At 31.4% G+C, this 12,636-nt stretch carries 12 protein-coding genes; 2 read left to right on the top strand and 10 right to left on the bottom strand.

The genetic code is table 11. The features are described from left to right. Window positions 1-231: 231 nt before the first annotated feature. Window positions 232-1,128 carry a LamG domain-containing protein gene (locus HYN56_RS13975; protein WP_167398314.1) on the top strand — a complete coding sequence of 299 codons (897 nt, stop codon included), beginning with the start codon at window positions 232-234 and terminating at the stop codon, window positions 1,126-1,128. Window positions 1,129-1,402: 274 nt separating this feature from the next. On the opposite strand, the gene HYN56_RS13980 is transcribed toward HYN56_RS13975, so the two are convergent. From HYN56_RS13980 to gcvT, 10 genes are all read right to left on the bottom strand, one after another. Beyond that, window positions 1,403-1,804 (bottom strand): hypothetical protein, encoded by a 402-nt coding sequence (locus HYN56_RS13980; RefSeq protein WP_109192743.1) that lies wholly within the window; start codon window positions 1,802-1,804, stop codon window positions 1,403-1,405. Window positions 1,805-1,929: 125 nt separating this feature from the next. Beyond that, window positions 1,930-2,634, bottom strand: coding sequence for a hypothetical protein (locus tag HYN56_RS13985; RefSeq protein ID WP_109192744.1), 705 nt, complete (start codon window positions 2,632-2,634; stop codon window positions 1,930-1,932). A 20-nt stretch (window positions 2,635-2,654) separates the two neighbouring features. Next, window positions 2,655-3,371 (bottom strand): hypothetical protein, encoded by a 717-nt coding sequence (locus HYN56_RS13990; RefSeq protein WP_109192745.1) that lies wholly within the window; start codon window positions 3,369-3,371, stop codon window positions 2,655-2,657. Window positions 3,372-3,550: 179 nt separating this feature from the next. Further along, window positions 3,551-4,624 carry a hypothetical protein gene (locus HYN56_RS13995; protein WP_109192746.1) on the bottom strand — a complete coding sequence of 358 codons (1,074 nt, stop codon included), beginning with the start codon at window positions 4,622-4,624 and terminating at the stop codon, window positions 3,551-3,553. Window positions 4,625-4,734: 110 nt separating this feature from the next. After that, complete coding sequence (locus HYN56_RS14000) at window positions 4,735-5,430, bottom strand: hypothetical protein (RefSeq protein WP_109192747.1); 696 nt, start codon at window positions 5,428-5,430, stop codon at window positions 4,735-4,737. 42 nt (window positions 5,431-5,472) lie between these two features. Then, window positions 5,473-6,018 (bottom strand): hypothetical protein, encoded by a 546-nt coding sequence (locus tag HYN56_RS14005; protein ID WP_109192748.1) that lies wholly within the window; start codon window positions 6,016-6,018, stop codon window positions 5,473-5,475. 277 nt (window positions 6,019-6,295) lie between these two features. Beyond that, window positions 6,296-6,706, bottom strand: coding sequence for a hypothetical protein (locus tag HYN56_RS14010; RefSeq protein WP_109192749.1), 411 nt, complete (start codon window positions 6,704-6,706; stop codon window positions 6,296-6,298). Between the two features lie 135 nt (window positions 6,707-6,841). Further along, window positions 6,842-7,555 (bottom strand): YebC/PmpR family DNA-binding transcriptional regulator, encoded by a 714-nt coding sequence (locus HYN56_RS14015; RefSeq protein ID WP_026729302.1) that lies wholly within the window; start codon window positions 7,553-7,555, stop codon window positions 6,842-6,844. A 283-nt stretch (window positions 7,556-7,838) separates the two neighbouring features. Continuing rightward, entirely contained in the window at window positions 7,839-9,875 is a 2,037-nt protein-coding gene (locus HYN56_RS14020) for a S41 family peptidase (RefSeq protein WP_109194805.1), read from the bottom strand. A gap of 195 nt (window positions 9,876-10,070) precedes the next feature. Continuing rightward, on the bottom strand, window positions 10,071-11,153 hold the full coding sequence (gcvT, locus tag HYN56_RS14025) for a glycine cleavage system aminomethyltransferase GcvT (protein WP_109192750.1): 1,083 nt from the start codon (window positions 11,151-11,153) through the stop codon (window positions 10,071-10,073). 453 nt (window positions 11,154-11,606) lie between these two features. Between gcvT and HYN56_RS14030 the strand changes: the two genes are divergently transcribed. After that, window positions 11,607-12,455, top strand: a complete 849-nt coding sequence (locus HYN56_RS14030) for an NAD(P)H-hydrate dehydratase (RefSeq protein ID WP_109192751.1) — start codon at window positions 11,607-11,609, stop codon at window positions 12,453-12,455. Window positions 12,456-12,636: the final 181 nt, after the last annotated feature.

The raw sequence follows: 12,636 nt of genomic DNA on the forward strand, positions 1-12,636 counted from the left end.
TACACAATACCTTAAATAATAGTCTGAAAAGCTGGTTTTTGAAAATTTGTGAGAATTATGTATTTATGTGTAGGAATTTCTTGGTAATGCTGAATTAAAATTATAGATTTAACAAAATTTATAAAAATACAATTAGGATTTTAATAAGCTGAAGTATTGTGGTTTAAATTGTTCCAAAAAGAGGAATTTCATTCTGATACATTAAAAATATACTTTTAATATCTTTTATACATGAAAAAATTATTACTCTCTTTAATGTTTGTAAGTTTTTTGAATACTAATGCGCAAAATCCGGTGCAGGAATTTACTTTTAACGGGAACATGAATAGTACAGATAATACTATTTCATTTTTAGGAACTCCAGTTTTTGTAAATGACAGAATGGGAAGTCCTAAAAGTGCTTTACGTCTTACTAATAAAGCGTATCAGGCAGTAGTAGGAGATCTTCCTCAAGACAATAAACCAAAGACTTTTTCTGTCTGGGTTAAATTCAATGCGGTTACTACGGCAAATTATATTTTTGGATATGGTACGGCGGTCAACGGACAATATTTTGGATTGATCCAACAACCAGCTGTTTCAGGTAATTCCGATTTAAGTTTGGTAGGCTGGGGAGATGCAAACAATGTAGTAGTGTCTGTGCCTCTTGTAAAAGAGACTTGGTATTTTTATAGTGTTACTTACGATGGAAATGTATCAAAAATATATCGTAATGGAGAACTGCTAAAATCTGTAGAAGGCATGCAGCGTTCTGCAAAAGGATATATTTTAAATATTGGAAAACTAAATACGGCAACCAGTATTAATGCCGATATTGACGATCTTAGATTATACAGTGTAGCGATGACAGATGAGCAGGTTAAAGAGGCTTATAACAGTTCAAAACCGGCCACACCGGAACCACAAGTTTCTGCACCAGTAAAAAAGACAGCAGCGCCTGTAAAAACTCTGGTTCAAGCTCCGGCATCCGTTGCTGTTTCTTCAAATGAAGTTAATAAAACAAACGGAAAGAACATCGAGGTTTTTTCACAAGGTAAAAAACTAATCGGTACCGATGCATCTAATATCAATGATTTGCCCGAAGGAACTTATTTGATTAAAGTGACTAATGGTACTCCTCAAAAATAGCTAGTGATTTCTATACTGAAAAGCCTTCTGGATTAATTCAGAAGGCTTTTTTTTAGATTGATCGCTGAATTGCTATAAAAAGAACTACTAGTCCTAATTATAGCGCATCTTGTGATTTTTGAGGTTTACATGAAACTATTTATTGTTTAATCTTAATTTTAATTTTAATTTTTCAAAGTAAGGTAAGTATTCATTAGTCATTGAAGTAAGAAGAGATTCTACATATGAAAGTTTTTTTGTCATAATCTGTATCATTGCATAATTTTAGGAACTTTTAGATTACCCAATATTTAACTTCTTTAGGAATAAGTTCTAGAAAATTATCTTGATTTTCTATAAAAGAACCTTTCCATTCTTTCATAATTCTATTTTCTATTGCCTGATCAAAATAATTGCTATAAAGCTCTTTGTTGTCAAAGTCGATGTATAAACTCGGAAGATAATTATTGTAAGTGGTTTTAACTAAATTGGAGAACTCAGTTTCATATGCTGCATTTACATTTTCAAATTCAATCTTTAGTGGTTCTATTTCTTGTAAATAAGTATTGTTTAAAATATCATTTTCCCAATCATCTAAAAGCCACCAGCAATTTTCTCCGAAATAAATCGATGCTTTATTATCTAATTTGATAATTACGAATATTCCACCCTGAAATTTATTAAAATAAGAACTCATCTGTTTTGTAATTTTAGTATATCAATGTTGGCTAGTCTGGTTTAATTTAAATAGTATTATGAGGTTGATTGTAATCAGCTATTTGAGATTGAATTTATTTAAGAAATTAGTTTGCTTTTAGTTGATTACAGATTTTCTAATTTTTCAGTTAATTCATTAAATAAGTTAGCGTATGGTTTATACTTTACAGGATCTACTATTACTGCATTTTCAGCTACAGTTACAAGATAATTTTTATAATCATTGTAATTTGAATTAGAGCATAGCTTCATTATGATTAATTTTTTGAAATTTCCCATACCCGGAAAATAATTATTTACCTCTTCCTCGGGAACTATATCAATAATTTCATCATTAATGTATTGTATATTACTATATATATCCCAGAATGGAATAAAATGCTGATTGATTATTTCTTTGTAATGGTTGCATAATTTATCCAGTATTTCTTTGTTTGTGGATAAATCATAATCCTTAAACTGTTTAAATGAATCCCATATTGAGCTAAAATTTGAAATTGTAAATTCATTAAACCAAATTGTAGGATGTAATTGATTTAAATGTAAATCATGTTTTGAAATTAATTCTATTAACAAATTTTCTACAAAATTTACTCCAACCCAACAGTGAAACCCACCATTTACAATTTTATGATCAGGATAGGTGAGTTCTCCCAGACCTACAAATATTTCATGTTTATATCCATTTGTATTATTATGAAAATATAAAGCATCTTCATTTATTTTTATCTTAAATCTTGAAAATTCGGGAAAGTTATGAGTTATAAAAGCAGTTATATAATCATTTACAAAATTTAATTTTTCATTCATTTATCTGTATTTTTAGACTTTTAGTATTGTGTCTCCAAAATTTCTATTAACTCCTTAAATAAATTATATTCAGAGTTCCATTCCTTACTATTTTTCATTTCTTTTTCCTCTTTTGCATAAGTATTTAATAACCATTCTTTATAAGATTCGTAATTCTGATTTTTACAGATTCGCATAATAATAAGCTTTTTAAAATGTAAATCTCCTACCCCAAAGTAATCACCTAATTTCATTTGATCTACTTTATTGATAATTTCATCATTAATGTATTGGATATTACTATACTTCCCCCAGAATGGAATAAAATGCTGATTGATTATTTCTTTGTAATGGTCACATAATTTATCCAGTATTTCTTTGTTTGTAGCTAAATCATAATCCTTAAACTGTTTAAATGAATCCCATATTGGGCTAAAATTTGGAATTGTAAATTCATTAAACCAAATTGTAGGATGTAATTGATTTAAATGTAAATCATGTTTTGAAATTAATTCCATTAACAAATTTTCTACAAAATTTACTCCAACCCAACAGTGAAACCCACCATTTACAATTTTATGATCAGGATAGGTGAGTTCTCCCAGACCTACAAATATTTCATGTTTATATCCATTTGTATTATTATGAAAATATAAAGCATCTTCGTTCATTTTGATCTTAAATCTTGAAAATTCGGGAAAGTTGCTTGACATAAAATCAGCTATATAATCATTTACAAAATTTAATTTTTCACTCATTTATTTGTTTTTTTATCTACTCAATACTCTTACTGGTTTTGAGTTGATGATTTTTGAAGTTTGGTTTTTTCTTATGTTAGCAAGATTGGGTTTTAGTTATTACTGTTTTTGTAATCTCAAGCTGGCATGAGAATTTCACTCATAAAAACTGGAGTTCAAATATAAAATCCGGACATTTTCTATTTTTCATAAACTCCATAAATAAAAAAGCTTTCCGGAGCATAACTGCCACGAGTACAGTAAATGACAATTAGATCGTCGTTTTCTGAAATTTGAAAATGTTCTGTGTTGTAAGTTTCCGTACCGGAATAATAAATTCCGTCTACTTCTCTTATTTGAAGATTATATTTTGAAGATAACGATTCAAGTTCTTCCTTGCTGTAGAATCTGAAAGTAGATAACACTTTTACATTTTCTTTAATAATATAAATTCTTTTGTTGTTTAATTCTACATACGAATTACTCCAGATCGCATAATCTTCAGAAGACAGCCAATCATGATATTGATGAGTTACTTTGTGTAGTTTTAAGCCGTCAAAAAAAATATAATTATGAGATTCTAAATTGCTTTTTAAATCCTGTTTATCTAATGCTAAGTGTGCATGATCATCTAAATAAATTTTTAGTTTTTTAATTGCGTCATAAATTTCTTCAGTCGAAACTTCACCAATACATTTCCACTGATCATAAGTGTCAATAATCAGAGATGTTTCCTTTTTAGATTCAATAATATAGACCTCAAAGCCAAAATCATATTCTGCTAACTCTCCTGATCTTACTTTTTTTAGGCTTTTTATGATTTCTATTAAATATTCAGAACTGCAGGATCCTAGCTCATTCAGTTCTTCAAATTCTCCTTTAAAAGCAAACAAATGCTTTCCTGTTTCACTTTTATAAAATTCGTATTCAAGCATTTTTATTGTTTTTTTTGGAGGAATAGGATTTGTTACATTATCTTCTGTTATCTGGTATTTTATTGTTTTCTCAAAACTAATTGGGTCTTCATCTGACTCAAAAGTTTTTATTAGAAATCCCATTTTTTCCAGTTTATCAAGATCATCAACACCGTAACCGTTCCAGCCAGTTGGAATATCATATTTGTGGGGAAGAGATTCTCCATTTATTTCAAGTGATTGACCTGGCAGTAAATAAGTCCATTCAGAAAAAAACACTAATTCTTTTGATCCCAGTTCTTCACTTGCTTTTTTAAGCGTCTGTTTAAATTTTTCGAATTCAATATTATCTAGTGCCATTGTAGTTCTGTGTTTTTGGAATACCAATCTTTGATTGTATCTGAGTATTTAACTAATTTTTTTGATTTTTTTACTCAAATAGTAACCATCTCAACTATGAATGTAAAAAATCATTTTATTTTAAAATAAGTACTTCTAAATTCTCCTTCTTTTTTTTGAAGTAATTCCATTTGCAATTCATTTGTTTGATACTGTTGTCCTCTGTAAATCCACCGAAAGATATCAGGATAAATTGATTCGTTAATCATTTTACTTTTCTTAATCATTTTCTGCACTTCTAAGTCATAAACAAAGCAGTTGTTTGAAAAAGCCTGAATAACTTGTATTTGTTTTGAATTAATAAAAAAGGCCCATTCAATATCAATCTCTTTTTCAAACTTTACTCTTGTTTTTTGTAAAGTTGTAAGATTCGTAACGGTTAAGCTTCTTTGATTAATTAAAAGATGATTTTCTTCATAAAAAAAGCTTCCGACCAATCTGTCCCGAATTGTGTTGCCGTTTTCTCTAAAATAAATTGCTAAACTTGTTTTATTAAAGTTTAAAATATCTACTAAAATAAGACCCGAATAAGGAATAAATACAAAGTTTTTCTCCGGATGTTCCGTTTCAATTTTTTCATTGATAAATAGTTGGATTTTTTCTTCTGAAAAGAATTCCAGCGTTTTATCAACTCCATTTATCAAAACACCATAATATACAATTTCCTGACCTCTGTTAGGTTCTTCCCAGCCTTTGTAAACAAATTCTATTTTTTTGTTTTCTGTTTTGAAGCCGTTTGGTTTATCAATCTTTGTCAGTTGTATCATTATCTGGTTTTGGAAAGTTTAATTGAAGTTTTAATTAAAAAGTTATTCGTGTTTTTGTGCTTCCCATCGGCCCAATTGTTTTCTTTTTTCAATTTGATGCAATGCTAATGCTTTTATTTCTTCATCTTCAGATTGGGAAATAGTTTCTAAAGCGTCAAAATTGTAGGGTTCGGGTTGTGCACCAATAGCGTAGATGATTTTACGAATATAAGGATATTTAAGATCTTCATCATACTTATAAAACTCAGGAAGAGAAGAAAACGCCTGCATTAGATATTTTATGTTTTCTTTATCCTGATTAAACCAATCCTGGAAAGATCTAATTATCGATTCGTGATCATGATGCCAATTCTCTACTAAAAAGAATTGCAGTAATTTCATAAATTCATTATCCGACATGGAAATTGGAAATCTCCATAATATTGCATTAAATCTATTATTGAATACAGAATCAGTTTTTGATTCCAGAAGTAACTGTTTCAACTCTTCAAAATTTGCTCTGTAAGGGAAAATAGGAAACAATTCTTCTCTGCTAATTCTGAAGTTTTTATGCAAAATTTCCCAGTCTTTTTCTGAAACCTCTATCATTTTTTAATTTATTATTTGCTACTGATTTTTATAAAAAAAAGAAAACCCTCTGAAATTTCAGAAGGCTTTCCCGTTTTTTTAGCTTAATACACTAATTACTACGAATAAAACAACTAATAATATTATCGCGTATCTTGTGATTTTTGAAGTTTGCATGTGTTTTTAATTTTAGTTTTTCAAAGATATAGTATTCCTTGTTTTATCAAAACTTAAAGTCTAATTTCTCAATCCAATACACTTTTATTTTAAATTGTGCTTCAACTGATAAATAGTTTTGTTATGAATTTTTATATTCTCCATAGTATAAATTTTCACCTCTTTCATCTGTCATTTTGTAGAAATAATCTTTCTCGCTTAAATAATAGTAATATTTGTCCCAAGGTGTTTCGATATTCTTGTTTTTTTCGAAATAGAAGTTAATTAATTCTAATATTGCTTTTCTGTCAAAGTCTTCGTCTTGATAGTTTTTCAGCAGTTCATGTTCCTCATGATTATTAATAATGTTGTGAAGGATGAGCAGTTGTTCTTTAAAGTTATTTTCTCCAAAAAGAACAATCGAGTTTTCTAAATTTGAACCTAGTGCTTCAGGAAAGGAAAATATTGGAGTATAAATTACATAATATTCGGTTCTTGGAGTTTCATCTTCTTCAATTTTGCAATGAGGTAATGTTTGAGTATCTATATGCATAAAGCTTTTGTATTTTTATTTTAAAAATTATTTCTTTTGTCAATAAAAGGATTTTTCATATCACTAATAAAAGCTTAAAAACAAAAAAAGCTCCGAAAAAATCCAGAGCTTTTATATTATATCATAAATAAGAAATTATTCTTCTTTCATCGTATGATAAACGTTCATAACGTCATCATCTTCTTCGATTTTCTCGATTAATTTTTCAACGTCTGCGATTTGAGCTTCAGTCAATTCTTTTGTGATTTGCGGAATACGTTCGAAACCAGAAGATAAAATTTCAAGACCTCTGTTTTCTAATTCTTTCTGTAAAGCACCAAAACTTCCAAAAGGAGCGTAGATTAAGATTCCGTCTTCGTCCTCAAAAACCTCTTCAGCACCAAAATCGATTAATTCTAACTCTAATTCTTCAGCATCAAGACCATTATTAGCAATTCTGAAGTTACAAGTATGATCAAACATAAATTCAACAGAACCCTGAGTTCCCATTGTTCCGTTGCATTTGTTGAAGTAGCTTCTAATGTTGGCAACCGTTCTGTTATTGTTGTCAGAAGCAGTTTCAATTAAGATTGCAATTCCGTGAGGAGCGTAACCTTCAAACAAAATTTCTTTATAGTTGGCAGTATCTTTATTACTTGCGTTTTTAATTGCGCGCTCCACATTGTCTTTCGGCATGTTGGCCGCTTTCGCATTTTGTATAACAGCTCTTAATCTGGAATTAGCGTCTGGGTTTGGACCACCTTCTTTAACAGCCATTACGATATCTTTACCAATTCTGGTAAATGTTTTGGCCATTGCTGACCAACGTTTCATTTTTCTTCCTTTTCTAAATTCGAATGCTCTTCCCATTTCTAATTTTTAGTTTTGTGATGCAAAAATACGGTTATTCCTTATTTTTTCCAAAAACAAAATGGCTCTTTTTTTTGATTCATGTTTCATGTTTCAAGCTGAATGGCTTGTGTTGAATTTAACCGCAAAGTACGCTAAGATTTACGCAAAGCACACAAAGAAATTTTTAAATTAAGCTTTATAAAATCCAAAAGTTCGCAAAGCTATATGAATAAAGCTTTGCGAACCTTGCGTAAATCTTAGCGTACTTTGCGGTTAAACCTGAAACATGGAAACAAACCCTTTACTTACTCATTCCATTAAATTCGTTAATAATGTTTACAGCTTCATTAAGATACGGATTTGTTTTGAGATTGTCCATTTGGTATTGATTGATGGTTTTGTCATTGGGATAAGCACCCAGTAAAAGCTGATTTACACTAGAGTTGTAAACATCCAGCGGATTATTTTCATCATTAAAAGTATTGATTTCTGTCCAAAGTGCATTCAGAGTCTTTTTTTGTTTAAAAACGGCATCTAAAGTCATTGGAACTTCAGCTTTAGGTGTATTCACTAAATGGTCAATTTTAAGATTGATTTTTTTAATGTTCTTAAAAAAATAATTGTCAGAAAGTCTTGCAGAACTATTTTTAGCGATTTTATCAATCAGGTTTCGTTTAACATAGGTTTTGTATTTCAGGAAAGGCTGAAGACTGTCATTTTTAATCGCAGTCGGAAAATCACTTTCTTTCTGGTAAATGTCCTCATAAAATTCCGGCAGTACAACATCAGGTGTCACACCAACATATTGATGGCTTTTCCCGGTAATTCTGTAGAATTTATTGATAGTGATTTTTAAGAAATCGGAATTTTTTTCTTCGTCAAGCGGAAGAATAGTTTGCATAGTTGCTTTTCCAAGCGTACTGCTTCCTAATAATAAGGCACGGTTATAATCCTGCATAATAGAAGAGAAAAACTCACTTGCAGATGCCGTGTTACTATTAATTAAAACCACAATTGGACCTCTGTAAATAACGCCTTTAAAAGGATCTGTAATTACAGATTTCTCCTGACGATTATCCACCACAATCGAAAGTGGACCGTAATCAACAAACATTCCCGCAAGTTTGATGGCTTCTTCCATAGAACCGCCACCGTTATCAATTAAATCAATAACGAGTCCTTTTATGTTGTCTCTTTCCAGTTTTATCACTTCTCTCGCAACATCATCAGCACAACCTTTTCGTCCTTTACCATCTAAATCGGCATAAAAACTTGGAATTTTGATATAACCAATTTTACTGTCTTTCCCGATTATAAAACTAAAAACAGAATTCTCTTCGTCTTTCATCACTTGTTTTTCGATGTACACATCGAAACTTTTTCCCGAATTTCGTTTCAGAGTAAGTGTGATATGTTTGTTGGCTTCAGACAAAATCATAGTTGAGATAGACTCCAAAGACGCACACGAAACCTGAAGTGTCTCTTTTTGGTTGGAAATAGAAATAATCTGATCGCCTTTTTTTACTTGTCCCGTTTGATAAGCAGGGCCATTTGGATCAACCTCATCAATAATAATTTCGTTTTTATCATTTAAATTCACCGTCATTCCCAGTGATAAATGTTCCTTAGATAAAGAAGCCATAAAGCTGTTTTTACCATCATCACTAAAATAAGCTGTGTGAGGATCAAAATACGTACAAAAGAAATTGTACAGTTTCTCTTCCTGTTTAGTGTCAGTATCCAGTAAAGTGGTAAAACGACATATTTCGTTGTTTAGAATTTTATTCTTAGAAATTTGTTCAATTGATTTGAAATTTGCCTTAATAGAATCCAAATTATCACTCATTTCAGCAATATCATCCAAAATTTGATAACGCAGTTTTTTAACCCATACTTTTTCCAAATCCTCTTTCTTCAGATAAAAAGCAAAAGATTTTTTATAAAAACGAATCGTATCTTTTTTGGCATAATCAATTGGGAGCGTCTGAATTTTTTCCAGAACTTTTTTGGTTCGCAAAAGACCGTTAACATAAACCGCTTTAATATCAGTCAGAAAATTGCAGTCATTCTTTAAGATTAAATCATCTAGGTTATAACGGTATTTCTGTGCCAGTTCATCGTATTCGCTTTTATAAAAGATATTACGAGAAGGATCCAGTTCGTTGATGAGGTTGTCAAAAACAAACACAGAGAGACTGTCGTCAACAGGTTTGGGTCTAAGATGTTCAGCTTGAATAAGCGCATTTATTTTGTTTACTATTTCACAAGTTTCTGCGCTGTTCTGACCAAAAGATAGCGTTGATGCCAGCAAAAAAAGGAGTAGTGAAATCTTTTTCATAAACGGAAATTCAGTGTTCATGATTAAAGTTACACTAATTTTTTTAGAATTAATAGTATTTTATTGAAATATCGACGACCAATGGTTTTTCTCTTTGAAATGCATATATCACTGGTTTCATCAGTATATTTTGAGTATAGGGCAAAAAAAAATGCATTACAAACGTAATGCATTCTTATTGTATGTTTTAAAAAATTATTTCTTGTAAAAAGGTAGTTTTACCACTTTAGCTGGAACATCATTTTTCCTGATTCTAATAAAAATATCACTGTCAACAGCACTGTTAGCAACCGTTACATATCCTAAACCGATCCCTTTGTTCATAGAAGGCGACATCGTTCCGGAAGTTACAATTCCGATTACTTCGCCAGAAGCGTCCACAATTTCGTAATCGTGTCTTGGCACTGCGCGTTCCTGCATTTCAAAAGCAACTAACTTTCTTGTAACTCCCGCTTCTTTTTGTTTTTTAAGCGCTTCAGAATTAGTAAAATCTTTAGTGAATTTTGTAATCCATCCTAAACCTGCCTCAAGCGGAGAAGTAGTATCGTTAATATCATTTCCGTATAAACAGAATCCCATTTCCAAACGTAAAGTATCACGGGCAGCAAGACCAATTGGTTTAATTCCGAATGCCTCACCAGCTTCAAAAACTTTATTCCAAACCTGTTCTACCTCATCATTTTTGCAGTAAATTTCAAATCCGCCAGAACCTGTATAACCGGTAGCCGAAATAATTACATGCTCAATTCCGGCAAAATCCCCTACTTCAAAATGGTAATAAGGAATTGCAGCTAAATTTACAGAACTTAAAGCCTGCATAGCCTCAACTGCTTTTGGTCCCTGAATTGCCAGTAATGAATAATCATCAGAAAGGTTTTTCATTTCAACACCCAAATCGTTATGAGACGAAATCCAGTTCCAGTCTTTTTCAATGTTAGAAGCATTTACAACCAGTAAATATTGCTCCTCTTTCATTTTATAAATAATCAAATCATCCACAATGCCACCTTCGTTATTAGGAAGACAAGAATATTGCGCTCTTCCAATAGTCAAAGTCGAAGCATCATTTGAAGTCACTTTCTGAATCAAAGCCAAAGCATTTGGACCTGTTAACAAAAATTCACCCATATGCGAAACGTCAAAAACGCCCACACTATTACGAACCGTTTCATGTTCAGCATTAACCCCTTCATAAGTAATAGGCATGTTATAACCAGCAAAAGGAAGCATTTTTGCTCCTAAACCTTCATGTATGTGCGTAAGCGCAGTATTTTTCATTGTGTTGTTTTATAAAATTGTTCTGCAAATCTATTCAAAAAATATCGATTTCGAATACCTTAAATTATAAATTTCGCAATAATTAGGAGCTATTCCAGCTTTTCGTTACAAGTCCTCATAAAAAAAGCAAAGTTTCTAATGTTCTAAAAAGAGCTTCCGTTGGTCGCTTTTTTAGAACAAGAAACTTTTGCTTTTTTTACTCCGGGCTTTCCACTGCAAACGAAGTTCACTGAACTCCTATTAAAAATAAAAACATAGTGAAGTAATCTGGGCTAGAAACTCACCGTTCAAAAGATAGATTCATGATTTCAATTTTTTATGTAATTTTAGTCTAAAATCATGCTTTTTGAAGTTTAGCTATGTTTATTGAAACAAGTGAAACGCCTTTATACGCAAAATAAAACTATGATTCTATGTGTTTAAAAATTAACAGCAACAACTAAAAGAAGCTAAATGAAGTCTCCGTATTTAATCACAAAAGAAGAAATCTTAAAAATTTACAAACCTGTAAATCCACACGCACATAAAGGAACACAAGGCCACGCCGTGATTATCGCCGGAAGCTACGGAAAAGTAGGAGCAGCCATTTTGGCATCAAAATCTTGCCTAAAATCGGGCTGCGGACTCGTAACAACTTTTATACCTAAATGTGGTTATCAAATCCTTCAGATTTCGATTCCTGAAGTAATGACCGTTACAGACGAAAACACCAATTTCATTACCAATATCCATTTACCATTAATTCCCCAAGCCATAGGAATAGGGCCGGGATTAGGAAAAGAACTCGGAACACAAAAAGCTTTATTTGAATTTTTAAGAGTAAATAAATCACCTTTAGTTCTCGATGCCGATGCCTTAAACATTATTTCAGAAAATTTATCATGGCTGGAATTAGTTCCCGAAGACACCATTTTAACACCTCATCCAAAAGAATTAGAACGCTTAATAGGCAAATGGAATTCAGAATCCGAAAAATTCCAAAAAACAATCTCTTTTTCAGAAAAATACAAAGTAATCATGGTCATGAAAGGCGCACCAACATTCATTATCAACAGAAATTCAGTTTACGAAAACACCACAGGAAACGCAGCACTTGCAACAGCAGGAAGCGGCGACACTTTAACCGGAATTCTGACAAGTCTTTTAGCACAAGGTTACGAACCCAAATACGCCTCAAAATTCGGAGTTTATCTCCACGGTTTAACAGCAGATCTTGCTTTGCCCAAAACGGGTTATGAGTCTTTTACAGCTGCTACGATTATTAAGTACTTAGGAAAAGCGTTTTTGGAATTAGATAATTAGAAAATGTGATAATTAGATAATTGCATACAGTTTGTCGTTTGTCATCCTGAGTAACGAAGGATCACACGAGTAATTCCGCACAGTGGTCATAAAATAATTCGCCAATCTTTGTCGAGCTTCTAGTTTGATCCTTCGTTCCTCAGGATGACAAAAAAGAGAATGAATCTGAAAAAAACTTTGA

Source organism: Flavobacterium crocinum, from assembly GCF_003122385.1.
Classification (GTDB): Bacteria; Bacteroidota; Bacteroidia; order Flavobacteriales; family Flavobacteriaceae; genus Flavobacterium; species Flavobacterium crocinum.

What these genes read in the sequence shown, in the direction of transcription:
- HYN56_RS13975 (WP_167398314.1), top strand. Translation starts at nt 232, where the DNA reads ATGAAAAAATTATTACTCTCTTTAATGTTTGTAAGTTTTTTGAATACT.
- HYN56_RS13980 (WP_109192743.1), bottom strand. Translation starts at nt 1,804, where the DNA reads ATGAGTTCTTATTTTAATAAATTTCAGGGTGGAATATTCGTAATTATC.
- HYN56_RS13985 (WP_109192744.1), bottom strand. Translation starts at nt 2,634, where the DNA reads ATGAATGAAAAATTAAATTTTGTAAATGATTATATAACTGCTTTTATA.
- HYN56_RS13990 (WP_109192745.1), bottom strand. Translation starts at nt 3,371, where the DNA reads ATGAGTGAAAAATTAAATTTTGTAAATGATTATATAGCTGATTTTATG.
- HYN56_RS13995 (WP_109192746.1), bottom strand. Translation starts at nt 4,624, where the DNA reads ATGGCACTAGATAATATTGAATTCGAAAAATTTAAACAGACGCTTAAA.
- HYN56_RS14000 (WP_109192747.1), bottom strand. Translation starts at nt 5,430, where the DNA reads ATGATACAACTGACAAAGATTGATAAACCAAACGGCTTCAAAACAGAA.
- HYN56_RS14005 (WP_109192748.1), bottom strand. Translation starts at nt 6,018, where the DNA reads ATGATAGAGGTTTCAGAAAAAGACTGGGAAATTTTGCATAAAAACTTC.
- HYN56_RS14010 (WP_109192749.1), bottom strand. Translation starts at nt 6,706, where the DNA reads ATGCATATAGATACTCAAACATTACCTCATTGCAAAATTGAAGAAGAT.
- HYN56_RS14015 (WP_026729302.1), bottom strand. Translation starts at nt 7,555, where the DNA reads ATGGGAAGAGCATTCGAATTTAGAAAAGGAAGAAAAATGAAACGTTGG.
- HYN56_RS14020 (WP_109194805.1), bottom strand. Translation starts at nt 9,875, where the DNA reads ATGAAAAAGATTTCACTACTCCTTTTTTTGCTGGCATCAACGCTATCT.
- gcvT (WP_109192750.1), bottom strand. Translation starts at nt 11,153, where the DNA reads ATGAAAAATACTGCGCTTACGCACATACATGAAGGTTTAGGAGCAAAA.
- HYN56_RS14030 (WP_109192751.1), top strand. Translation starts at nt 11,607, where the DNA reads ATGAAGTCTCCGTATTTAATCACAAAAGAAGAAATCTTAAAAATTTAC.